Origin of the sequence: Pseudobacter ginsenosidimutans (assembly GCF_007970185.1) — a bacterium.
Classification (GTDB): domain Bacteria; phylum Bacteroidota; class Bacteroidia; order Chitinophagales; family Chitinophagaceae; genus Pseudobacter; species Pseudobacter ginsenosidimutans.
In genome coordinates, this window is sequence record NZ_CP042431.1 from 923233 (window position 1) to 949162 (window position 25930).

General features: G+C 48.8%; 17 protein-coding genes. 4 read left to right on the forward strand and 13 right to left on the reverse strand.

What is annotated here, in order from left to right; all coding sequences use genetic code 11:
* Positions 1-109: 109 nt before the first annotated feature.
* Both FSB84_RS03570 and FSB84_RS03575 read left to right on the forward strand, forming a co-directional pair.
* Positions 110-1660: an SUMF1/EgtB/PvdO family nonheme iron enzyme gene (locus FSB84_RS03570; RefSeq protein ID WP_130542867.1), complete on the forward strand. Its 1551-nt coding sequence runs from the start codon at positions 110-112 to the stop codon at positions 1658-1660.
* A 78-nt stretch (positions 1661-1738) separates the two neighbouring features.
* On the forward strand, positions 1739-3013 hold the full coding sequence (locus FSB84_RS03575) for a UDP-N-acetylmuramoyl-tripeptide--D-alanyl-D-alanine ligase (protein WP_165434927.1): 1275 nt from the start codon (positions 1739-1741) through the stop codon (positions 3011-3013).
* A 3-nt stretch (positions 3014-3016) separates the two neighbouring features.
* Here FSB84_RS03575 and FSB84_RS03580 read toward each other — a convergent pair whose 3' ends face one another.
* The 3 genes from FSB84_RS03580 to FSB84_RS03590 form a co-directional block, all read right to left on the reverse strand.
* The gene (locus FSB84_RS03580) at positions 3017-3820 is read right to left on the reverse strand and encodes a CHAD domain-containing protein (protein WP_130542866.1); all 804 of its coding nucleotides are present in this window, start codon (positions 3818-3820) and stop codon (positions 3017-3019) included.
* Between the two features lie 188 nt (positions 3821-4008).
* Positions 4009-5175, reverse strand: a complete 1167-nt coding sequence (locus tag FSB84_RS03585; RefSeq protein WP_130542865.1) for a trans-sulfuration enzyme family protein — start codon at positions 5173-5175, stop codon at positions 4009-4011.
* A 9-nt stretch (positions 5176-5184) separates the two neighbouring features.
* Positions 5185-5619, reverse strand: coding sequence for an OsmC family protein (locus tag FSB84_RS03590; protein WP_130542864.1), 435 nt, complete (start codon positions 5617-5619; stop codon positions 5185-5187).
* Positions 5620-5686: 67 nt separating this feature from the next.
* Here FSB84_RS03590 and FSB84_RS03595 point away from each other — a divergent pair, with 67 nt between their 5' ends.
* Entirely contained in the window at positions 5687-6697 is a 1011-nt protein-coding gene (locus FSB84_RS03595; protein WP_130542863.1) for a homoserine O-acetyltransferase family protein, read from the forward strand.
* An 8-nt stretch (positions 6698-6705) separates the two neighbouring features.
* Here the strand turns inward: FSB84_RS03595 and FSB84_RS03600 are convergent, their stop codons facing one another.
* The 10 genes from FSB84_RS03600 to FSB84_RS03645 all read right to left on the reverse strand — a co-directional run bounded on the left by FSB84_RS03600 (position 6706) and on the right by FSB84_RS03645 (position 20290).
* The gene (locus FSB84_RS03600) at positions 6706-7455 is read right to left on the reverse strand and encodes a DUF2490 domain-containing protein (RefSeq protein ID WP_130542862.1); all 750 of its coding nucleotides are present in this window, start codon (positions 7453-7455) and stop codon (positions 6706-6708) included.
* Between the two features lie 28 nt (positions 7456-7483).
* Positions 7484-10456 (reverse strand): TonB-dependent receptor, encoded by a 2973-nt coding sequence (locus FSB84_RS03605; RefSeq protein WP_130542861.1) that lies wholly within the window; start codon positions 10454-10456, stop codon positions 7484-7486.
* A gap of 125 nt (positions 10457-10581) precedes the next feature.
* A complete protein-coding gene (locus tag FSB84_RS03610) occupies positions 10582-12096 on the reverse strand; it encodes a TSUP family transporter (protein ID WP_130542860.1) in 1515 nt (504 codons plus the stop codon).
* Positions 12097-12105: 9 nt separating this feature from the next.
* Positions 12106-13779 carry an assimilatory sulfite reductase (NADPH) hemoprotein subunit gene (gene cysI, locus FSB84_RS03615; protein WP_130542859.1) on the reverse strand — a complete coding sequence of 558 codons (1674 nt, stop codon included), beginning with the start codon at positions 13777-13779 and terminating at the stop codon, positions 12106-12108.
* Between the two features lie 6 nt (positions 13780-13785).
* On the reverse strand, positions 13786-15549 hold the full coding sequence (locus FSB84_RS03620) for a diflavin oxidoreductase (RefSeq protein WP_130542858.1): 1764 nt from the start codon (positions 15547-15549) through the stop codon (positions 13786-13788).
* On the reverse strand, positions 15533-16396 hold the full coding sequence (gene cobA / locus FSB84_RS03625; protein ID WP_130542857.1) for a uroporphyrinogen-III C-methyltransferase: 864 nt from the start codon (positions 16394-16396) through the stop codon (positions 15533-15535). Before cobA ends, FSB84_RS03620 begins: the two co-directional genes overlap by 17 nt.
* Before the next feature lie 64 nt (positions 16397-16460).
* Positions 16461-17318 (reverse strand): serine O-acetyltransferase EpsC, encoded by an 858-nt coding sequence (epsC, locus tag FSB84_RS03630; RefSeq protein ID WP_130542856.1) that lies wholly within the window; start codon positions 17316-17318, stop codon positions 16461-16463.
* A gap of 23 nt (positions 17319-17341) precedes the next feature.
* Positions 17342-18583 (reverse strand): sulfate adenylyltransferase subunit 1, encoded by a 1242-nt coding sequence (locus FSB84_RS03635; RefSeq protein WP_130542855.1) that lies wholly within the window; start codon positions 18581-18583, stop codon positions 17342-17344.
* 31 nt (positions 18584-18614) lie between these two features.
* Positions 18615-19517 (reverse strand): sulfate adenylyltransferase subunit CysD, encoded by a 903-nt coding sequence (gene cysD, locus FSB84_RS03640; protein ID WP_130542854.1) that lies wholly within the window; start codon positions 19515-19517, stop codon positions 18615-18617.
* Positions 19518-19570: 53 nt separating this feature from the next.
* Positions 19571-20290 carry a phosphoadenylyl-sulfate reductase gene (locus FSB84_RS03645; RefSeq protein ID WP_130542853.1) on the reverse strand — a complete coding sequence of 240 codons (720 nt, stop codon included), beginning with the start codon at positions 20288-20290 and terminating at the stop codon, positions 19571-19573.
* 337 nt (positions 20291-20627) lie between these two features.
* Between FSB84_RS03645 and FSB84_RS03650 the strand changes: the two genes are divergently transcribed.
* A complete protein-coding gene (locus FSB84_RS03650; protein ID WP_130542852.1) occupies positions 20628-25916 on the forward strand; it encodes a S8 family serine peptidase in 5289 nt (1762 codons plus the stop codon).
* Positions 25917-25930: the final 14 nt, after the last annotated feature.

Consider the following 25930-nt stretch of genomic DNA (forward strand, 5'->3'; position numbering starts at 1 on the left):
CCTGCCTGAACGGTAAAAAAGTTTGCATTTTTTATACAGAAAGTGTACAATTTTTGCGTTGCATCTGCGTTTAACTTAATTGAACCAAAAGGCATAAAAGCTATCTAAAATGAACTTGAAAAACCTATTCATCCTGGCAACCTGCGCCGCTGCTGTAGCCAGCTGTAAGAACGACGCCAAGAAATCGGGCAAATCCGATGTGACCGGCTGGGCATACAACAGCAAGGAACAAGGTGGATACCAGGTATCCCGCGAGAAAGAACAACATACCGGCCCGGGTCTCGTGTTTGTTCAGGGTGGTACCTTCATGATGGGTGCTACTGAGGAAGATGTGATGAGCGACTGGAACAACGTTCCCGCCCGTAAGACGGTTAACTCCTTCTATATCGACCGCACCGAAGTAGCCAATATTCACTACCGCGAATATCTGTACTGGATCAACAACGTGTTTGATGCGGACGAATACAGGGCTGTTCGTGATGGCGCTCTGCCAGACACACTCGTTTGGCGCAGTGAGCTGGCCTACAATGAGCCTTTGGTTGAATACTATTTCCGCCACCCCGCATATAATTACTATCCGGTGGTAGGCGTAACCTGGAAACAGGCATACGATTTCTGTCTCTGGCGCTCAGACCGTGTGAACGAGCTGGCCCTGGTTCAGAAAGGATTCATCAACAAAACCACACTGAAAAATATTCAGGGGCAGGGAAGCGAAAGCTTCAACTCCAAGTCATACCTCATGGGTCTGACCACTCCTACCCCCGGCAACTCCGTTCGTTCCAAGAAGAACCCTCTGAAGAACCCCAACGGAACTCCAAGAACTACTGTAACCTTCGAAGATGGCATCATGCTTCCCAACTATCGCCTTCCTACAGAAGCTGAATGGGAATATGCAGCCCTCGGTCTTGTAGGTCAGAACCCAAGCCCCAGCCGCAAAGAAGGAAAACGCGGTGAGGAGCTGATTACCAACAAACAGGTATTCTCCTGGAGCCAGAACGTAAATGGCCTCCGCGACACTCGCCGCGGTGCATGGCAGGGTACTTTCCTCGCCAACTTCAAAAGAGGAAATGGTGATAACATGGGTGTGGCCGGTGGTCTGAACGACCGTGCTGTTTACACCGCACCGGTAACATCTTTCTACCCCAATGCTTTCGGTCTTTACAATATGTCTGGTAACGTGAACGAATGGGTGGCCGACGTTTATCGCCCGATGAACTCTGTGGATAACGATGACGTTTCTCCTTATCGTGGTAACTACTATCAGAACGATTTCAAGAATAAAGACGGTGAATTTGAAAAAGATTCCCTCGGTCGTGTAAAACGTGTTTATGCAACTGATGCAGAAAGCATAACCCGCCGCAATTACCAGAAAGCAAACGTGATCAACTACCTCGATGGTGACTCACTGCTCCTGGGCGTTAAATACGGTTATGGTCTTACCACCCTGATCTCGGACAAATCACGTGTGATCAAGGGCGGTAGCTGGAACGACCGCGCTTACTGGCTCTCTCCCGGCACACGCCGCTATATGGAAGAAGATCAGGCCAGCAGCACTGTCGGATTCCGTTGCGCAATGGATCGCGTAGGCAGCCCTGAAGGTAACGGCCGCAAAACAGGTATCGATTACCCAACCAGAAGGCAGAATACAAGAAAAAGATAAGTTCATTTAAGATAATAGAAGAGCCGTCTGAAAAGACGGCTTTTTTATTTCCTACATTTGCTACCATCGTATTTTCTTATGATCACCATTCCCGAATTATACAAAATATATCAGCAATACCCTTCCGTGCAAACAGATACCCGCGCGCTCAAAAAAGGCGACCTGTATTTTGCATTGAAGGGCCCCAATTTCAATGGCAACGATTTTGCCCGGGCCGCACTGGAAGCAGGTGCAGCATTTGCTATCGTAGACGAACCTCCTGCCACTCCCGATGAACGCATACTCATAGTAGAGGATGTACTCTCCACTTTGCAGCACCTGGCCAAACACCACCGGGAACAATTCGATATTCCATTCATCGCCATCACCGGCAGTAACGGTAAGACCACCACGAAGGAACTGGTAAGCACTGTTCTGGCAGCTAAATACAAAACCTATACTACCCAGGGCAATCTCAATAATCATATCGGCGTACCCCTCACTCTCCTGCGCATCAAGGCCGATGCGGAAATGGCAGTAATAGAAATGGGAGCCAACCATCAGAAAGAGATCGAAAGCTACTGCTTTTATACCCTGCCCACACACGGCATCATCACCAATGCCGGAAAAGCGCACCTGGAAGGATTTGGTGGTATCGAAGGAGTAAGAAAAGGAAAAGGAGAATTGTTCGATTATCTGCGTGCGCATAACGGCACAGCCTTCGTGATGTGGGATTATGATTACCTGCAGACCATGAGCAAAGGCATTCCCTCCATCATCAGATACGGCACCAGCAATGCTGATTGTACCGGAGAAGTGGCGCAAAGCGAGCCCTTTCTCTCTGTGAATATTACCAGCGGCCAGCCATTCACCATCCAATCTAAACTGGTGGGCGCTTACAACCTGCCGAATATCCTGGTGGCTGTAGCTATTGGACAATATTTCGGCGTCTCCAATGAAGCCATTCAATCAGCCATCGGAAATTACACGCCCAGCAACAGCCGTTCACAACTGAAGACCATCGGCACCAACAGTTTCATCCTGGATGCATACAATGCCAATCCCAGCAGCATGCGCGCAGCCATCGAAAACTTTGCCTCATTGAAGGGGAATGATAAAGTACTGATGCTCGGCGGAATGATGGAGCTCGGTCCCGAAAGCCTGCAGGAACACCAGCAGATCATCGAGCTCATCAAAAAATACAATTGGAAAGCTGTGGTACTGGTAGGTGGCGATTTCAGGAAACTGGCGCATCCCTTCATCAGCCTTGAAAATTCGACGGCCGCAAAAGAATGGCTTACCCAACAAAATTTCGAACATACCAATTTACTGATCAAAGGATCCAGAAGCATGCAGATGGAGAAAGTATTATAGTGATCAGGCAGTTGCTGTTTTGAAGAATCTATCAAGGCATCTTACGGCTTCCATGGCATTAAGCATTTGTTGCTTTTTCTCTTCCTCCCATTGTTGACGGATTTGTTGCACCGCTGTCTTCTCTTCAGCCGGCGCTTCTTCTATTCTTTTTGTATCGAAAAAACTCAGCGCGATATGCGCATCATTCAGCTCTCCCAGTTGCGTTGTGAGACCTTCCAGTTTTGCATCATTCTTCCATTCCGAAAATGGATAATTGAAATGAAGGTCCGATTCCAGAATCTTCTTCACATACACCAGGTCTTTCAGTGCTTTCCGGATTGCATGCAATTCATCTTCGTGTTCCAGCGCCAGCAGCAGGATATTAATTGTTGCCACTTTCCTCTCAATAAAATGCCGTACCATCTCTTCCGTCAGTTCAGCAGGCAATCCTTCTTCAATCTCCTTCACAGCTTTCCTGACGGCAATATCCTCAATATGCAGCACCAGCAGTTCCTTTGCCGTGAACAACTCATGATGCAGCCCCTTAATAAACTGTGGAATTATTCCTGAATGATCTTTCAATTTTTTAATCACCAACTGCAGGTCTCTAACAGTGCCGCATGACCGATACAACAGTTTCAATTCATCCGGTATCTGCAATGAACGTTCCTCCTCCTGCATCAATCTCACAAAAGCACGCAACTTCTTATATGCCACACGAAGATCATGGATCAATTCCATATCGAAGCCACCCGGAATTTTCCGGCTGTTATCGGCTATGATCTTTCCATAACTTCTCACCACTTTCGCGAGTTTCTGCTTCTTCATGGTGTTGCATTTAAACTGACGCACCCTCAGCCCATTCCAGCAAAGGGGTAAAATAATTCAGGCATTGAAAACATAAGCGCCATAGCCCGGCTCAGCACCAAAGCTTCATCAAACCATACACTGCTTTTCAAAAATTCTCCCGCGGTGGTTTGTTTTCCAGCCGGAATTATTTACCCCTTTGCGCCCCCTTAATTTTCGAGCGCCTGCAATATATCCGCCAGAATATCATCCACCTTCTCCAGGCCAACAGAGATTCGGATAAGCCCCGGCGTTATATTCACAGCGGCACGCTCCGCATCTGTAAGTTTTGCATGGGTAGTGCTGGCAGGATGCGATGCAATGCTTCTTGTATCTCCAAGGTTAGCCGTCAGCGTCAGCATTTTGAGATTGTTCAGGAAATTTCGGCCTGCTTCCAGTCCGCCTTTCAGTTCGAAACAAACGATGCCTCCGCCATTGTACATCTGCTTTTTAGCGATGTTGTGCTGCGGATGGCTGGGTAACCAGGGGTATTTCAGTGAAGCAATAGCAGGATGATGCTCTAATTTTTGTGCCAGGGTCAATGCATTGGAAGCGTGGCGCTCCATACGCACGTCCAGGGTTTCCAGGCTCTTGCTGAGTACCCATGCATTGAAGGGCGATAATGAGGGCCCTGTGCTTCTGCAGAACAGGTAAATATCTTTGATGAGGTCTGCACGGCCTACGATCACACCACCAAGTACACGGCCCTGTCCATCCATCCACTTGGTAGCCGAATGCACAACCAGGTCCGCGCCGAATTCAATAGGGCGCTGTCCGATCGGTGTTGCGAAGCAGTTATCTACATTGAAAAGAAGATTGTATTTTTTTGCGAGGGCAGACGCCTTCTCCATATCCACCAGATCAAGACCAGGATTGGTGGGCGTTTCCACGAAGATCATTTTGGTATTCGGACGAACCAGTGATTCCCAGGTTTCCGGTTTACCCGCATCAAAATAGGTATACTCGATCCCGAATTTGGGAAGATATTTGGTGATCACCGTATGTGTACTTCCGAAAATGGCATTGCATACCAGGAGATGATCTCCCTGTTTCATCAGCGCCATGAAGCTGGCAAAGATGGCGCTCATGCCGGACGCAGTGGCGTAGCCAGCTTCGGCGCCTTCAAGGGCGCAAACCTTATCGGTGAATTCTTTTACGTTGGGATTACTGAACCGGCTGTAAATATTGAAGTCGGTTTCATCGGCAAACGTGGCGCGCATTTCTTCCGCATCATCATAGCAGAAGCTGCTGGTGAGGAACATAGGGGTGCTGTGTTCCATTTCGTTGGTACGCTCTGTCTGGATACGGATTGCCTTCGTTATGGGATGTTGGGACATACGTTGATTTTATTGGATGTTTTGATCGTTCACACGAACAGACCATTTGAGTGAACCGCCGGCGCGGCGGAGGGTTTCAGCCACTGAACAATATTTGTCCATGGAAAGTTCGGCAGCCTTGTAGGCTTTCTGCGGATCGATCTCTCCCTTCAGTTCAAAAACAATATGCACATTGGCCCAGAGGGAGGGTTCTTTACCTGCTTCACGCTCTCCTTCGATCTTCATTGAGAATCCTTCCACGTTCTGGCGCTGTTTCTTGAGAATGGAAACGATATCTATACCGCTGCAGCCTCCCAGGCCCATCAGCAGCAACTGCATCGGACGCGCCCCGAAATCGGATCCACCACCTTCCGTGCTGTTATCGATATGAACAGTATGACCATATGCGTCTTTAGCTTCAAAACCGTAATCGCCTTTTACCCTCTCCAATTCAATTTTTATCATGGTAAAGATTTTTGCAAATGTAATTCATGCAGGCATTTACTTTGCACCCTGAATCAGTATTGACCGAATGCAGACTTTTCACTTTAACCAACCGTTTACATTGGAGTCCGGACAGGAACTGCCGGAGCTCACCATTACCTACCATACCTATGGAACCCTGCATCCCCACAGCAAAGTGGTCTGGGTCTGCCATGCCCTCACGGCCAATTCCGATGTGGCCGACTGGTGGAAAGGCGTGATCGGCCAGGGTGAACTGATCAATCCCGACGAATACTTTATTGTTTGTGCTAATATCATCGGCTCCTGCTATGGCACCACGGGCCCGCTGAGCATCGATCCCCGCACCGGAAAGCCTTATTTCCACCAGTTCCCGCTCATTACCATCCGGGACATGGTAAAGGCGCATATCCTGCTCCGCCAGCACCTGGGCATCCAATCCATCTACCTCCTCATGGGCGGCAGCATGGGCGGCTACCAGGCCATGGAATGGGCCGTTGCCGAACCATTAGTGATCAACCAGCTTTTCCTGCTGGCCACCAGCCCCACCGAAAGCGCCTGGGGTATTGCCGTACACACCACACAGCGACTGGCCATTGAAACCGATGCTACCTGGAAAGAAGAACGTCCGGATGCAGGCGCAGCCGGCCTCAAAACCGCCCGCGCCGTAGGAATGCTCACTTACCGCAACTACGGCATCATGGTGAAACACCAGACAGATCCGGATCATTCCAAACTGGACAATTTCCGCGCATCGTCCTATATCCAGTACCAGGGCGATAAACTGGTAAAAAGATTCAATGCATTTTCCTACTGGAGCCTTACCAAATCAATGGACACTCATAATCTCGGCCGTGGCCGCGAAGGCGATGTACAGGCAGTGCTTCAAAATATTCAGCAACGCACGCTCATCATCGGCATCAGCAGTGATATCCTCTGCCCTGTGGAAGAGCAACGCTTCATGCAAAGACAATTGCCCAACGCTTCTTTGATAGAGATCGATTCCGCATATGGCCATGATGGTTTCATGGTGGAAGGAAAACTGATCTCCGAAGCATTGGGCAACTGGTTGAAAAAATAATATCGATCCTATTTCTTCCTCAGGTCCAGGTTGTGGAAATATGCAACCCGTGCAATATGATTGGTCCTGTAACTATTTCCTGCCGGCAACTGAATGAACTGGTTCATATAACCGAAATGCAGTTGATCTGATTTCGTTGTATGAAAAGCAAAGCCTGCAAAGAAACGGTTCTGATCAAAATAATTATTCACGATCTGCTCTCCGAAATTGATATGGATCTCATCATTCAAGATCCAGGAGAAAGTGCCGGGCTCATAAGGTTTTGCGCCGATAGGTCCCTGCAACAGGAAACTATATCTCGCCCTCCAGTTGAAATGATAACCATCGGCCAGCTTATCAGGGTTTTCCAATTTCCGGCGATACCGCTGCTCCAATCTCGCATATTGCATCACACGCAGGTTGCCGCCATATTTCGTGTGCCACTGGATCTGTTGCCAGGGACGATGTTCCGGAACATCGATCCGCTGATTTCCCCCTGTTGAAAAATGATGCACATAGCCATATCCCGCCGTGATCTTCGTATTGTCGTTCAGGTAATACGTTAGGCCCACACGTGCAATTGCGGTAGAGAAATTTGAAAAGAAATCTTCTTTCGTTCTGAGTTGTGCTTCGGCCCAGAAACCCCATTTATTGGAAAGCCGGGTCTGGTTCATGTAAGCCAGCCAGACCTGGTTTTCCGAAATCTTGTTTTTCGTTTGAGCATTCAGGCTAGTAGCCAGCGCCATGACCAGCAGGATGGTGATAGAAATTATTCGCATACGGTTCAAATTGAACCGCTAAAATAACTCACTTCAGTATACCATCTACAGTTATCGCTGCATAATATAATGCTCCGATAGTTGGGCCTGCTGCATATTGTATATAACGATTGTTCAAAATATTGGCGCCACCGGCCTTGATAGTGGTTTTCAACTTCGGCAACTTGAAGCTCACCTGTGCATCGATGGTGCTGTAGGCAGACACACGCCCATTCGCAAGTGGACTCTCCCAGAAGAAAGCATCCTGCCATTTCCACACCACATTGAAACCAATGTTCTTCACTACTTCACGATTACCGAAACTCAGATTGGTTACCCATTTCGGTGTATTGAAACCAGTGATGAAGACGTCAGTGGTTTTGTTGGAAACAATATCGTTGAAGTTCACATTACCACCGAGGGTGAATTTCTTATAAGCGATCCAGGTTACACCCAATGATGAACCATAGTTGCGATACTTGTTCTTTGCATTGGTGTATACACGATAACGGGTTTGCTTACTCCTGTTATCAGCCACCATATCTGTCACGCCTGCATCGGTATTGATCTTTCCACTGGTAGGCACAGCCACTTCCACCTGACCGAGGAAGCCATCGTACTCATTGAGATAGGCATCGATATCGAGGATCAGTTTATTACCCAGCAGCACACTCTTGTAACCAGCTTCAAATGAATTGATGCGCTCTGGTCTTGTAGGGCTCAGCGCAGTTACTTCCAGCAATGCACGGTTCTTCAGGGCGGCAGCCGGATCTACGGTTTTGGGAGGAAGCGAAGGATCGCGGTCTTTGTTGTAAGCAGCATTGAATGCATTCACAGAAGTGAGTGTATAGGAGTTCTCCAGGTAACCCAAACCATCATTGATAAAGCTCAGTCCGCCTACCCTTCTCACATTCCCATTGTTTACGAAAGACAATGCTTCAAACAATGCAGGGAAACGGAAGCCATTCTGGAAAGACGCGCGGAAATTATGTTTTTCGGAAAGTGTATACACCAGCGCTACACGTGGATTGAATTTCGGATCGAATTCAGTATTGTGATCGAAGCGAAGCGATACGAAAGCTTTCAGTTTTTCATTGAAGAATGTTTTTGTGGCCTGCACAAACGCGCCATATTTTTTGTAGTACACATTCTTACCGAAATCATCAGATCCTGGCTTTACTGGCTGATTGCGTTCCGCAAGCGGCCGGGAGAAATCAACGAAATTGTTACCGTCCGGGATCACTTCATAAATGCGTGCATCCGCGCCTACCAGGAGATCAACAAATTTGATCTTGTTACTGAGGTCCCATTGTGCATCTGCGTGGTACACGCGGCTTTCCTGCTTCAGCCAGGCTCCGCCAGTTGCCGGGGCTCCGGCAATTCCTGCATTCTTATGGTCCCAGTTATTGATCTGGATGATCTGGTTGAAGAGATCATTGTAAGCCTGTGTACCGGGCTCAACCCTTCCTGCATCAGCGGCCTGGCGGGCAATGCGCATGGCAGTGGCCAGATCGTTTGTAGCCAGTGCAGCCTGAAGCGCCGTTTTGAACTTATCGCCCCAAACTGCATTTGAGGACTGAGTCAGTTGCAGATTATCTGCCAGCGGCTTCAGGTTATAGGAGTCGCCGGTATTTTCAAGGCTCACGTAAGTGCGCACGAAATAATTATGTCCTTTCAGTTCCAGCTTGTGGTTCTGCACAATTACATTGTCCAGCTGGATCTTATTCCCGCGCTGGAATACGCCATCCATCTTCCCAAAGCGGTAGCTGTAACTCAATTCCGCATTTTCGGTTATGCGATAATGTAATGCAGCGTCGAATTTCAGATTATCCACTTCAGGTTTCACCAGGTCTTTTTCCCAATAACCTGTCCGGCGAAGAATGAAAGTACGCGGGCTGCCATTGTAAGTCACCCCCTGGATGGTAACGGCATTGTTGTTCTCATCGCCATAGCGGTTCCAGGCATCGTAAGCGGGATTATTGGCTGCCCCGTTCAGTTCCTTGAAACCTGGATTGGCGGTATTTAGATTATTGGGATTTTGATCTGTGGCTGTACTGCTCACCCAATCGGTTCCCCGCAGGTAGCTGGCATTGATCTTGAAAGCGAATTTATTCTTCCAGGCATGCGCATATCGGATAGCCGACTCCGTTAGCAGGCTTACATCCCTGTCTTTACCATCTACATGGTTCACACCAGTTTTGTGGTATACGCTCAAACCCTGGTGGGTGAATGGACTTTTAGTGATGAGATTGGCCATACCATTGATGGCATTCATGCCATACAACGCAGAAGCCGCTCCTGGCGTGATCTCCACACTGGCAATGTCCAGCTCAGTAGGTCCAATGGCATTTCCCAGGGGAACACCGAGAGTGGCCGCCTGCATGTCAACACCATCCACCAGTTGCATAAAACGGAAATTGTTGGGGATATTAAACCCACGGGTATTGGGAACTTTGAAAGTCAGACTACTGGTGGTCATTTGCACACCCTTTACATTTTCGAGTGCATCATAAAAACTGGGTGCAGGCGTTTCACGAATAGCACGGATATCGAGTTTCTCGATAGCCACAGGGGATTTCAAAATACTTTCAGCCACACGTGAAGCGGTTACCACCACTTCATTGCCAAGCACAGTCTGTGTAACCAGTTCTATCTGCAGCTTGCTGCCAAGACTTTTCACTTCCAGCTCCTGCGGCTGAAAACCCACAGAGCTCACTACAAGAGTAAATGGAAGTTTCTGTTTGGTGCGCAACACAAATGCGCCGCTGCTATTGGTGATAGTTCCGTTTACGGAACCTTTGATCTGTATGCTTACATCCGGGACCGGTTCTTTCTTTTGCTGATCGATCACCTGACCGGAGATTTCGATAATGGTATTTTCCTGCGCCTGCAGGTTTGAAAATACGGGTAAGCTGAGAATGAGCAGCAGCAAGGCGTACAGGCTTTTTTTACCGGCCTGTTCCTGCACGCTCCTGTTGAGGGATAAAGCGAAAATTCCGGAACGATTCAATTCCTTTCTCATAAATGTTGATTGCTTGGTGTGGGTTGTTTGATTGTGTTTTATTTTTATTGTCTACTATTTTAGTAGACTATTTTGATCTAAAAAATCTCTGTTGTTACAGAGAATACAGCGTGTTGCCCAGGTTGCTACAAGATCTTCACCAATATCCTTACGCTCCAGATGATCACCAGGCATCCCAGCAAAATGAAAGCCGTTTTCCTCGGCAATCTTCCTGCCAGCTTTGCCGCTAAAGGCGCCGCGATCAACCCGCCCACTACCAGCGCCAGGATCGTCTGCCAATGGCTCACCCCTAAAAATGTAAAGAATGTGAAAGCACTGGCGAGTGTCACAAAGAATTCAGTGAGGCTCACAGACCCGATCACGAAACGCGGACTACGCCCTTTTGTGATCAGCGTTGTTGTTACGATTGGCCCCCATCCTCCACCGCCGAAGGAATCCAGGAATCCACCAGCTCCCGCTAATGCACCATATCTTTTGAACTTCTTTTGAGGCTTTGGTTTGCGGAATGCATTCGATAAAATGCGCACACCCAGGAAAAGCGTATAGGCCGCCATTACAGGACGGATATAATCAGCATATTTCTCTCCCATGTAGATCAGCAAAACAGCACCAAGAATAGCGCCGATCACTCCCGGTATCAGCAAAGCCTTGAATAATTTCTTGTTTACATTTCCGAATTTATAATGACTATAACCCGAAGCGCCACTTGCAAACATCTCCGCCGTGTGAATACTGCCCGAAATAGCAGCGGGGTTCACACCGGCCGATAATAATATTGTTGCACTTGTTACGCCATAGCCCATGCCCAGTGCACCATCCACCAGCTGGGCCAAAAATCCGGCCAGCAGCATGATGGGAAAATTCGGTTCCAGTGTTTTGTACAGATCAACAGTTCCATCCAGGATCCCCTGCCAGGGAACATAACTGAAAATGAAATGACCGATCAGCATCAATGCAAAGACCTGTAATGATCTCGTTGCGATCCTTCTCCATTTACGGTCTTTCTCGGAACCTTCTTCCACCAGTATCTTCGTAAGCTCATTCAACTTTTTCACTTTCTCTGCAAAGTTTCCGTTGAGCCGGCTACGCACAGCGTTCAGGTTATTGAGCACTTCGTTGAGCTCTGCAGGCAATGCATGGTTGAGCACTTCCTTTATCCGCCTGGCAGCCGTAGGCGATTTACCATTGGTGGAGATCGCGATCTTCAGCTGTCCTTTCTGCACGATCGATCCCAAATAGAAATCGCAGAGATCTGGCGTATCGGCCACATTGATCAGCAAATTGTAAGAGCGCGATGCCTCATAGATATGCCTGCTGATATCTTTGTTGTTGATGGCAACAATCACCAGGTCCTTTGCTTCCAGATCGGTAAGCTCGAAATTCCTTTCCTGCAACAATACCCGTGGATGATGTTCGGCGAGCTTACGCAGTCCCTCCCCGATAGTGGGAGCTACTACAGTCACGTTGGCCCCGGGGGCATTGTCCAGCATTGCTGAAAGCTTCTCCAGACCTACATTTCCAGCGCCCACCAACAAAACACGCAGTGATTCCAGCTTCAGGAAAACAGGAAAAAGATGATTGCTATCTGTGGCTGCAACCGTAGAAGGCAGTTGATCTTTAATTGAAGTTGATTCGCTCATGTTATTAATTTAAACCCAATTGTTCCTGATAGCAAAATCTCCGAAAGTTTCCCCGCTATACCTTTGCTGGCTGTAGGTACCCAGCAAATTATCCAGCTCACTCAGAATTGCAGGCTCGTCCAGGTTTTCTTTATATTTTTTGTTTAAACGATAACCAAACCTGTCTCCCCCGATATGCAGGTTGTATTGACCATAAGCCGTTCCGATCAATCCGATCTCAGCAGCATAGGGCCTTCCGCATCCATTGGGGCAACCGGTCATGCGAAGGGAGATCTCATCATCAGCCAGTCCATGTTTCTGCAGTACAGGCTCCAGTTTGGTGATGAGGGTGGGCAGATAGCGCTGTGCTTCAGCTAACGCTAACGGACAGGTGTTGAATGCCACACAAGCGATGGCACTCTTGCGCACAGCGCCAGCATTGTCTGTATGTGCAATAAGGCCGAACCTGATCAGGATATCCTCCACCTGTTGCCTGTTCTCAGGAAGGATATCACTGAGTATCACATTCTGGTTGCAGGTAAACCGGAAATTGGCTGCCCCGGTCTTTGCTACTTCCAGCAATGCAGTTTTGATAGCCAGTTTATCGTCATCGAGTACACGGCCATTCTCGGTGAATACCGTGTAATTCCATTTGCCTTCATGGTTCTGGTACCATCCGTAATCATCGCGCCTTTGTGTGAACTGGTAAGGCTTTTCAGGTTCGAGTGCAAATCCGCAACGCTTTTCCAGTTCGGCCTTGAACTCAGGAACACCCATTTTGTCGAGTGTGTATTTGAGGCGGGCCTGTTTGCGGTCACTACGGTTGCCGAAATCACGTTGTATGGTGATGATCTCATAAACTGCCTTGAGCGTGTTCTCTTCACCTGCCACAAAACCCAGTACAGTGGCCAGTCTGGCGTAGGTATTGGGATTACCATGCGTGGTGCTGAGACCGCCGCCGGCAGCAATATTGAAACCGGTCAGTTTATCGTTTTCCACTATTGCGATCAGTCCGATATCATTACTGAACACATCCACATCATTATATGGCGGGATAGCGATGCCGATCTTGAATTTGCGCGGCAGGTACCTGTCCTGGTACAGAGGATCTGCTTCTTCCTCCTTATTGAGGATCGGTTGTTCATCCAGCCAAACTTCGTAGTAGGCGCGTGTTTTCGGCAATGCCAGTTTGCTGATCTTGTCTGCATACCTGAAGATCTCTTCATGTAATGCGGATTGCCTTGGATGCGCATTGCAGACCACGTTCCTGTTCACATCGCCGCAGGCGGCAATGGAATCCAGCTGCATGGTATTGAATGCCTTGATGGTTGGCTTCACATGTGATTTGAGGATCCCATGCAACTGCACGGTCTGTCTTGTGGTGATCTTTATCACACCGGTGGAATGATCGCCGGCAATATGATGCAGCCCTTCCCATTGTTGCGGAGTAAGGAATCCTCCGGGCAGCCTCAGGCGGATCATGTATGAGTAAAGCCATTCCAGTTTTTTGGCGGAACGTTCTTCGCGGCGATCGCGATCGTCCTGCTGGTACATGCCGTGGAATTTCATCAGGCTTTGATCATCTTCACGCAGTGCGCCGGTTGCATTATCCTGAATACTTTGTTTAAGCGTGCCGCGCAGTGCATCACTTTTTTGTTTGATCCGTTCTACCGGAGAGAGATTATTTTGGTTGCTTGTGCTCATAATAGTTTAGTAAACATCTTTCAAAAATCTGCCAGCGGCTTTCATGTCTTCCAGGTAATTGATGGCATCCCTGCTGCCTTTGCCTCCGAATCTTTCTATCACCTGCAGGATAGCGTATTCCACATCCGTACTCATGGGATCCCGGGTACCGCAGAGATAGATCCACGCGCCTTTTTCGATCCATTTCCAGAGTTCCCTGCCCTCTTCCAGGATGCGGTGCTGCACATATATTTTATATTGCTGGTCTCTCGAGAAAGCGACACTCAATTTATGGAGTGTGCCTGTTTGCAACCAGTTCTGGATTTCCGTCTGATAGAGGAAGTCGCTGACAAAATGCTGTTCACCAAAGAATAACCAGTTGCGGCCATCGCCACCTGTTGCATCACGTTCCCAGAGAAAGGAGCGGAACGGTGCGATTCCGGTTCCCGGCCCGATCATGATCACATCAGTATCTGTTTCAGGCAATCTGAACTGATTATTGCGATGCACATAGAAATCGAATTCGCCATTTTCGGCTTGCTGCGCCAGGTAGTTGGAGCAGAGCCCGTATTTGCATTCGTCATTCACATAGAAGGTATCCCTTGCCACAGTGAGATGTACCTCACGGTCATGAGCAGCCGGAGCAGAGGAAATGGAATACAATCTTGGGGTGATGGGCTCCAGCAGGGCCACCACTTCTTCGAACTGTGCGGCATCCCTGACAGGATAGATCTTCAGCAGGTCCAGCAAACCGATGCGGGTAGCGGGAATATCCTGTTGTACCAGTTTTGCATACTGGTTCACTACGCGCTCGGGGAGGTAAATGATATTGAGGCGTGTGCGAAGCAATTGTTCTACAGGCAGCGGTTCATTGCGGAAATTGACGATGAGCTTTGGATCGATGCCTGTGAGATTGAGAATGGCCGCCACGGTAGCAGCAGGATTTTCCGGTATGATGCCGATGCTGTCGCCGGGCAGGTAATCCACATCTTCCTCCACGCCTATTTCTATGTGATAAGTTTCCTTGGAAGAACCACGATCGTTGAGGTTCACAGAACTGAGCACAGTACCGGAATAAAGTTTTTTGTGACTGCTCTTACGAACAGGAGCAGCGGGCACTGCAGCTATCTGGGGAGCGGTTTGTGCGCCGCCGGTGCTGAGTGTTTGCAATACGGCATTGAACCAGCTTCCGGCATCGGACTCATAATCTGTATCGCATTTTTGCAATGGAACGATGCGCTGTCCGCCGAGTTTCTGCAATTGTGCATCCACATCTTCCCCTGCCTTGCAATAGAGCGGGTAAGAAGTGTCGCCAAGGGCCAGCACGCCAAATTTCATTTGCAGCTTCGCTCCATTCTGGTAGATATGATCGAAGAATTTTTTAGCTGTGGCAGGAGGTTCTCCATCGCCCTGGGTACTGATGATCGCAAAGAAATATTCTTCTTTGGAAAGATCGTTCAATCGGTATTGATCCAGGCTTACCAGTTTTGCATTGATGCCGGCTTTCTTGGCCTGGCCTGCAAAATCGGTTGCCAGCTTTTTGCTGTTTCCGGTTTCAGTACCATAAGCGAGTGTGATCTTTTGCACGGCAGGTTTGGCCGGAGCTGCAGCCGGTGCAGCCAATGGTTGCTGGATAATATTGGCGGCCTGTTGTACGGCAGCCTCGACGGTAACCGGGGTAGCAGGACGTTCCAGCAGCCCAGCCAGGTAGCCGTTCATCCACACCAGCTCTTCACGGGAGGATGTTTTCACCAGCTCCAGCAGTGTTTTCAGTTTAGGCTCTACTAACATGTTGATTCGCTTTTTCTGTAGCAACAACTGTTGACGCTGTAAACAATTTGGCTACTGGTTTAAAATATGATTCGCTGGAATGACTATTGGCGATCCAGGCAAACTGCTCATGCAGTGCCACTACCTTTCCGATGATCACCAGCGCCGGGCTCACAAAACTCTTGTTCTGCCAGTTCTGCGCATAATCGTACAGGTTAGTTACCTGTACATTTTGCAGCGGAGTGGTGGCTTGTTCAACAACGGCCAGCAGCTTGTCTGCACTGATACCATTCTTCACCAGGTTACTCACCACGCCATCCAGTGTTTCAGAGCTCATGTAGAACACGAGCGTGTCGTCAGTGGCGGCCAGTTCTTTCCAGTAATTTTCGTCGATCACTTCATTCCTGTAGAAAGTGAGAAAGCGAACGGCCGTGCTGTACTGACGCGCCGTAAGCGGAATACCGGCATAAGCAGCGGCTCCCAGTGCAGCAGTAACTCCGGGAATGATCTCGTAGGGAATACCGGCATCTTTCAATACCTGCAGTTCATCCAGTACGTTGGAGAAAATGCTTACATCGCCTCCTTTCAAACGTACTACCAGCTTACCTGCTGAAGCATGTTCCAGCATCAGCTCATTGATGATCTCCTGCGGTGTGCTGGCGCCCCGGCGGCATTGCTTTCCTACGGGAATGATCTCGGCTCCTGATCTTACATATTCAACCAGTACCTGTTCGCTGACCAGCCTGTCTGCCAGCACCACGTCTGCCTGTTGCAGCGCGCGGAGGGCTTTCACGGTGAGTAATTCAGGATCACCCGGACCTGCTCCGGCGATGATCACTTTTCCTGTTGTTATGGGTTGGTTTGGCATATTGTCTACTTTTTTAGTAGATTAATAGAGCACAAAAAAAGCAGTGCCCTTTGATTGCTGTTCTTTACACGGCTGCACTATCGCGCCTGCCCAGGATACCATTTACTGCATCCGTAAAAGAGAAATCTTTTTTGGCTACTACTTCGCTCTTGTGATAGACCAGTGAGCCGGCAGGAACGGAATAGGTGATCCATACGTTTCCGCCGATGGTGCTGTTCTTCCCGATCACAGTTTCGCCGCCCAGGATGGTGGCGCCGGAATAGATGATCACATTGTCTTCGATGCTGGGGTGACGTTTACCTGCCGCTTTTTCTTTTGTTCCGCTCAATGCGCCTAATGTAACGCCCTGGTATATGCGGACATTATTGCCGATCACAGTGGTTTCTCCGATCACGATGCCTGTTCCGTGGTCAATGAAGAAGGATTCTCCGATCGCCGCGCCGGGGTGGATATCGATCCCCGTTTTCCCGTGTGCATATTCCGTAAACAGCCTTGGCAGGATCTTCACCTGTTGTTCCCAGAGCTGGTGCGCAAAGCGGTAGACCGCAATGGCAAAGAAACCCGGATAGGCAACGATCACTTCTTCAAAGCTCTCTGCTGCGGGATCATAAGCAGTGATGGCTGCTGCGTCTTTCAGGAGCAGTTCATGCAGCGAGGGCAACTCGTCAAAGAATTTGTCGGTGATGGACTGCGTACGGTTCCCGTCGTGCACCACATCATACACCAGCGTGCTCAGGTGGCTTTTCAGGGATTCGTACTCATTCTGGAATTCAACGATGGTTTGCTGCCTGCCGGAACGGGGAACGAACAGCAGTGCAAAGAGCTGATCGATGAATTGCTCAGTAATCACTTTATCAGGGAATACCTGTGTGTTCTTCAGTTTCAGCTGGTACAGTTCCTGTACAAATTTGTTCGCACTCATGTTTTGGTTGTGTTTAAAAGTGATCACTGTATCATGCAGGCACCAACAGTAACATGGCTGGTCTCGTCTATCAGGATGGCGCCGCCATTCACACGGAGCTGGCTGTATGTATCAAATGATACAGGGCTCGCGGTTTTGATGGTGGCCCTGATCACATCGTTCAGCACAGCCTGCGTTGGATTGGCTTCCTGCTGCAGGGTGTTTACATCCAGTTTGTATTCTATCTCCCGAACAGCAGCACGCACCAGCCTGCTGTTGATCTGCAATAAATATTTATTACCTGGTATCAAAGGCTTATTGTCCATCCAGCAGAGCAGCACTTCCAGTTCCTGTTCTGTTTTGGGAGCGTTATCGCTCAGCGCTATCACATCACCCCGGCTCACGTCCACATCATCTTCCAGGTGCAGGATCACACTCTGCGGAGCAAATGCTTCTTCCACTTCTTTGCCGCCGAGTTCAATGGACCTGATGGTGCTTGATATTCCGGATGGGAACACGGTCACTTTATCGCCTTTACGGTAAATGCCGCTGATGATCTTACCGGCATAGCCACGGTAATCGTGCAGGTCATCGGTCTGAGGACGGATCACGTACTGCACTGGGAATCTCGACTGGCTGAGATCGATATCGTCCTCCACTTTTACATCTTCCAAAAACTGTAAAAGTGAGGGGCCTTCGTACCAGTTCATCTTATCCGACTTCTCCACTATATTGTCTCCAAGCAAAGCGCTCAGCGGGATATAATTGATATTCTTCAATCCCAGTGTTTGCGCTACATGCGCATAGTCTATCAGAATATTGTTGTATACATCCTGGCTGTAATCCACCATGTCCATTTTGTTCACCGCCACCACAATATGCGGAATGCCCAGCAGTGACGCGATGATGGAATGTCTTCTTGTTTGTTCCACCACGCCATTACGCGCATCGATGAGAATGATGGCCAGGTCTGCATTGGATGCGCCTGTGACCATATTGCGCGTATACTGGATATGCCCGGGTGCATCCGCGATGATGAACTTCCGGTTGGGAGTTGAAAAGTATTTGTATGCCACATCGATGGTGATGCCCTGTTCGCGTTCTGCGCGCAGGCCATCAGTCAGGAGCGCCAGGTCGATCTCTCCGTCTTCCTTGTTCTTACTCTGCTTTTCGATGGCTTCAAGCTGATCGATCATAATGCTCTTGCTGTCGTACAGCAGTCTGCCGATGAGGGTACTTTTCCCATCATCTACGCTGCCGGCTGTTATAAATCGCAATAGGTCCATTACTATATCTTTATTCGGTTATAGTTATTAGTTAGAAGTACCCGTTTTTCTTCCTGTCTTCCATTGCTGCTTCGGATACTTTGTCGTCTATGCGGGTTTCACCGCGCTCGCTGGTTTTGGTGGCAGTGATCTCACGGATGATATCATCCAGGTTATTGGCGGATGATTCCACGGCTGCGGTGCAGGTCATATCGCCCACTGTACGGTAGCGGACCTGTTTGGTGAGCACCGTATCAGTGTCTTCCAGCTGAATGAAATCAGACAGTGCCACCAGTTGTCCTTCGTGCTCGATCACTTTACGGTCGTGCGCAAAGTAGATGGAAGGCAGCGCGATCTTTTCGCGGCGGATATAGTTCCACACATCCAGTTCAGTCCAGTTGCTGATGGGAAACACGCGTACATTCTCCCCTTTGTGGATGCGGCCATTGAAAATATTCCAGAGCTCAGGGCGCTGGCGTTTTGGGTCCCATTGTCCGAATTCATCACGAACAGAAAAAATCCTTTCCTTGGCCCTTGCTTTTTCTTCATCCCTTCTTGCGCCACCGATGCATGCATCGAACTTGAATTCTTCGATCGTGTCCAGCAAAGTATAGGTCTGAAGGGCATTGCGGCTGGCGAATTTTCCTTTGGGCTCAGTAAGGTGACGGGCCTTGATAGTGTCTTCCACTTTTCTTACGATCAGTTTCTCTCCGATCTCACTGGCCAGTGCATCCCTGAATTCCAAAGCCTCGGGAAAGTTGTGGCCGGTATCGATGTGTACGAGGGGAAAGGGGAATTTACCGGGGCGGAATGCTTTCAATGCCAGGTGCACCAATGTGATGGAATCCTTACCACCTGAAAACAATAATGCCGGCTTCTCGAATTGTCCAGCCACTTCGCGGAAAATGTGGATGGCTTCCGATTCCAAATGATCTAAATAATCTAACCTGGGCATACTCACAATTGTTGTTAATTAAAATGTTGCCGGTGGGTGCCGGGCTGGGTTTTCTATGCGTTGCTCACATGCAGTCCGCATTCTTTCTTACTCACGTCTTCCCACCACCATCTTCCGGCGCGGAAATCCTCACCGGGACGAATGGCTCTTGTACAGGGCGCACAACCGATGCTCACAAAGCCTTTGTCGTGCAGCACATTGTAGGGGACGTTGTTTTCATCTATATATTTCCGTACGTCTTCCGTGGTCCAGTGAAGGATCGGATTGTACTTCACTATATTATTTCCTGCATCCCATTCCACCAGCTGATGGCCGGTGCGTTCGGGAGAATGTTCTGCGCGAAGGCCTGTGACCCAGATGGCATTGCCCTGCAGCGCACGTTTCAGTGGTTCCACTTTGCGAATAAAGCAGCACTGTTTCCTGTTCTCCACTGATTCATAAAATGCATTGGGGCCTTTCTCCGTTATGAATCCCTCCAGGTTCCGGTAATCCGGGTAGTATGCCTTGATCTGTGTGTGATACCTGCTATTGGTACTGTTCCAGGTGGAATAAGTTTCCGGAAAAAGCCTGCCGGTATCAAGTGTGAACAGCTCCACCGGCAATTGATTGTGCAGTATCTCATGGGCTATCACCTGGTCTTCAACACTGAAACTGGTAGAGAAAGTGACCTGACCGGGAAAGCGCTGCACCAACAGCTGCAGGAATTCCAGCATATTTAATCTACCTGAGTAGTAGACTAATTCCTGAAGATAATCTGGTATTGTTACGTTCATATTTGCATCAAGTTCTAATGAAACCTATTAGGAAAAATTACGGGTGGAGAAGCGTGCAGTATCAACAGTTGAAACAGGCGTTACAACAACAACAGCTATTAATAATATGTGGAGTGAATAGCATAATTATACTGCTTATGTAACAAAGATAATCGGATTGCCCCAACCGGAAAAAATTATTTCTACTATTTTAGTGGACTATTCATTTTTTCTTTACTCCCAATCCGGAACGTTCGTTAGTTTTTCAGGCAGGTTTGTACGGCTTCCAGTGAGCCTTATTGCGGAAAATGTTTATCTTAACGCCTGTTAGTTTCCCAATATCCCTAAATATCCGGCAATGAAGCGATTAACCTTATTACTGACTGCAATTGTGCTTGCTCAACTGTTTGCTTTTTCACAGGAAAGGCAGGCGAATTTGCGCATGCGGACGGCCGTTTTTTCAGATGAACAGAATATCCAGGCAGCCAGGCTCAGTCCTGAGCAACGCCAGCGGATGCAGTTCAGGAACAGGAATTATGTATTGCTGCGATTCAGCCGGTTACCAGATTTTCAACAAAAGCAGGAATTGCTGAGGAAGGGTGTAAAGCTTTTCGATTATATACCAGGCAATGGCTTCTTTGCGGAATTACCTGCAGAGCTGGAGCTTTCAGCATTAAAGCCTTTTGCCGTGAATGGTGTGTTCTTTCCGGATGAATCTGTGAAGGTATCGCCATCCCTGGAAGTGAAAACATTGGGCACGGATGAGGCAGTGGCCGTTCATTATGCTGCGGACCTCAGCAGGGAAGATGTACTGCAAAACTTACTGGACGCGGGCGCGAAGCTCAGGGATTATCCGGTCCAACCCGGGAATACCATTTTTGTACAGGCAGATACTGCTGTCCTGCACCGGATAGCCAGGATTCCATTCGTTACTTACGTATATGCGCAAGCGCTAAAAGATATTCCGCTCAATTATCTCAGCCGGAGTTCCAACAATATCAGCTCGCTGGCGGCTCCTTCCGGCCGCAACCTCCAGGGTAAAGGTGTTATGCTGGGCATTGGAGATCAGGGCGACCCAACGCACCTTGATTTCACAGGCAGGCTGGTGAACAATAATGCTGCCATTGCTTCCGGACACGGAATTCACACGCAGGGGACCATGGCTGGCGGTGGCCTTCTCAATCCCAAATACAAAGGCATGGCGCCCAGGGCAGGCATTGTAGCAGAATATTTCAGTGATATATTGGTGCGCACCCCGCAATACATCAGCCAGTACGGCATGGTGCTTACCAACAATTCCTATCATTCCAGTACACCCGGTTGCGATGGCACGGGTACCTACGATGCACTATCCAACTATATAGATGTGCAAATGGTGAATAATCCTTCCCTCCTGCATGTATTTGCATCGGGCAATGACGGCACCCTTACCTGTGGAGTATACCCTCCTTCCTACGCCACAGTCAGAGCAGGCTTTCAGAGCAGTAAGAACGCATTGGTGGTAGGCCAGTATAACAACAGCAACGATCTTATAGGAGACGGCAGCAGCAGGGGACCCGTAAAAGACGGACGTCTCAAACCGGAGATCATGGCAGGCGGCATCAATATTATGTCTTGCGGACAGAACAATACCTACGGCATCATTTCCGGTACCAGTATGAGCGCACCCGCTGTTACCGGTTCACTGGCATTGCTCTATGAACGATACCGGCAATTGCATGGCGGCGCCAATCCCTCCGGGGCATTGATCAAAGCACTGGCCTGCAATGGTGCAGATGATATGGGCAATCCTGGCCCTGATTTTTTCTGGGGTTTCGGCAAACTGAATGCCAGAACAAGTATCGAAATGATGGAACAGAACCAGTACTTCACAGGATCGGTTACTAACGGTACCAGCTCCACGCACACTATCCTGTCATTACCGGCAGGCGTATCGCAGCTGAAAGTGATGTTGTATTGGGTGGATCCTGCAGCTTCACCGGCAGCCACTACGGCACTGGTCAACAATCTCGACCTCACCGTCACAGGAGCCAATGCGGTTACTCATCGGCCCCTCATCCTCAATCCAGATCCGGCACATGTAATGGAAGACGCAGAAGAGGGAACGGATAACCTCAATAATATAGAACAGGTGGTAATGCATACCCCACCTGCGGGAAATGTCAACATCACCATCACCGGCACGAATGTTCCTTCGGGTCCGCAGCAATATGTGGTAGTGTACCAGGTATTGCAACCCGTGATCCATGTTGATTATCCTGCAGGCGGCGAAACAATGGTGCCCGGAGAAGCAGAACAGATCCGCTGGTCTGCATATGATAACAGCTCCAATCCATTCACCATTGAATATTCCGCAGATAACGGCTCAAGCTGGAACACTATCGCTAACAATGTTCCTGCCACAGACAGGTTTTACAACTGGACTGCTCCTCCCATTGCAGCCAGGCAAGCGCTTGTGAGGGTTACCAGGAATGTAGATGGTACAACGGCAACGAGTGAACGCCCATTCACTGTTTTGGGACAACCGGTGATCAGTCTGGCAGCTCCCTGCCCGCAATACTTACAGGTGAACTGGGATCCTGTGGTGGATGCAGACAGCTATGAGATCCTATGGCTGGCCGGGGACACCATGCAGGTGATTGGCAATACTAACGCCAATAGCTACCTGCTGGAAGGATTATCCCGCGACAGCATTTACTGGATCGCAGTACGTGCCCGGATCAATGGCATGCCCGGGAGGCCATCCGTAGCGGCCAGCCTCCAACCCAATATTGGCAGCTGTGGTGCAGGATTCAATAATGATCTGACAGTTGAGCTGCTCCTCCTTCCTGCCAGCGGACGCGAATTTACCAGCTCCCAGCCGGCGGCCCAGGGCTTGCGCGTACGTGTCAGGAACAGAGGCGCTGTAACAATTAGTGGAACCAGTTACGAAATGGGCTACCAGATCAATGGAGGAACGCCTTATAAAGTGAACACACTGGCCACAATCAATGCCAACGGATTGATCACTTTCAATTTTACACCTGTTATCAACTTCAATGTGCCTGGTGATTACCAGATCAAGACCTGGGTAAGACTGGCAGCAGACCCATACAGAAAGAATGATACCTTGCAAACATTGATCAGACACCTGCCCAACCCTCCTATCACCCTGGCTCCGGACTTTGTGGAAGGATTTGAATCCGCCACGCCGCAAACTTATTTGAAAAAGACCTTTGGGCTCGATGGCTTGAACAGAGCAGATTTCGGACTCAATAACCCCAATGGCAGAGGCCGGATAGCTGATGGAGGATTTGCCAGAACAGGCAACCATGCTTTGTTACTGGATCAGGCCAGATACAAAACGCCTGCCTATACTGATAGCGTTACACTCACATTCAATCTCTCTCAATACAACTCCTCAGATCAGATCTGGCTTGATTTCTTTTACAGGAATCAGGGGATCGATATAAATTATCCGAACAATAAAGTTTGGATCCGTGGCAACGACAATGCAACCTGGATCCCTGTTTTCACGCTTCCCGCAACACTGGATGAAATTGGAATTTACAAACCGGCACCTTCCGTGAACATCACGGAAGTATTGGCCAATGCCTCACCTGCACAAACAATCAGCAGCAGCTTCCAGGTGAGATTGGGGCAACAGGGAATTACTTCTTTCAACACCATATCTCCCAATAATACATTTGAAGATGGTATCTCTTACGATGATATCAAACTGACAAGACCTGGCAACGATGTTGGCGTGCGCGCCATTATCAACCCTCCTGTCCCATCCATTTGTACGCCAGGACCGGCCGAGATCATCACAGTTGAATTGAAGAACTACAGCAATATTGCGCAATCCAATGTAGAAGTGGCTTATGAGCTCAATGGAACAGTAGTGAAAGAATTCATCAACATGGCAGCCAACGAACTGGTACAACATCAGTTTGCTGTACCTGTTGACCTGTCTGCATTCCAGCAATACACCATCCGTGCGTGGGTACATATGGCGGGCGACGATTTTGTGAACAACGATAGCCTCGCGAGCTTCAGCTTTACCACTGCACCGGAGATCAACAGCTTCCCATATTTGCAGGACTTCGAAACCAATGACGGATACTGGTTCACAGGAGGAGTGAATTCAAGCTGGCAATACGGAACACCCAACAAAGCCATGATCAACCGCGCCGCAAATGGCAACAGCGCGTGGGTTACGGGCCTTACCACTCCATACAATAATTCCGAATACTCCTACCTGTATTCGCCTTGCATCAACCTGACCGGTATGGCACAGCCTGTGCTGTCCTTCAGTCACATTTTCCGGGTAGAAGAATCCTGTGATTGTGATAATCATTGGGTGGAATATTCAACAGATGATAAGACCTGGGCAAAAATGGGAGGGTTTAACCAGGGAACCAACTGGTACAATCATTCAGGATTCCAGGCCTTCGCAAGACCAATGCCCAACTGGCATGTTGCAAGCTTAAATTTGCCAGTTACAAGCGGCCGTATCCGGCTTCGGTTTGCAATGAAATCAGACGCTGGTACAAATTATGAAGGTGTTGGTATCGATGATATCCATATTTTCGACAAAGCCGCAGTGTACACCGGCACGAGTATTCCTGCCGGCATCACACAGCCTGTAAGCGGGAACGACTGGATCCACTTCAACGTTGGCAACAACCGGATCGTATCCATCAATCCACAGGGCCAGGATCTCGGCAGCACCACCGTCAAGTTATTTCTGAACCCTCCACCCATCAGGTATAACAGTCAGCAATATTACCTCGACAGGAATATCGTGATCAATTCAACTACTGCACCCACATCCAATGTACTGGTCCGTTTTTATTTTACCCATACGGAAGCCAAAGACCTTGTCAACGCCTCTAATTGCGCAACCTGCACCAAACCCGCAGATCCATACCTGATAGGCATCACACAATACAGCGGCAATGTATCAGAAGAAAATGGAACACTGGCAGACAATACATCCGGTCTTTATCAATTCATTCCACCATCGCAGGTTACTGTGGTGCCTTACGATAACGGTTACTATGCCGAATATACCGTGAACCATTTCTCCGAATTCTGGATCAACGGCGGCGGGCCCGGTCAGAATGAACCATTGCCTGTAACACTTAGTTCTTTCACTGCTACCCGTCGCAACAATACAGGATTATTGCAATGGCAAACATCACAGGAACTGAACAGCAAACAGTTCACCATCGAAAAAAGCACCGATGGCGTATTGTTCATTCCCATCGGCATTGTAGCGGCTGCCGGCAATAGTCAGAGCCTGCTGAACTATCAGTTCACCGATCCGGTGCTGAGCAACGGTATGAATTATTATCGCTTACTCATTACTGATATAAATGGTCATTCTGAAAGATCATTGATCCGCAGTATCCAGGCCAGTGATGCTGGTTTGAATATCCATGTATTCCCCAATCCCGTGGTGAATGGATCACTCTTCATCAGAAGCTCAGAAGATATCCGGCGGATAGAGCTTTCCGATATATCCGGAAGAATGCTTCTGCAGCGTAATACCAGCGGAACGCAGCATAAACTGAATCTGCAGCAGTTTGCCAAAGGCACTTACCTGCTCAGCCTCTATACCGCTGGCAGTAAAAAAACACAAAGGATAGTACTCGGTGAATAATTGTTAATTTAGCG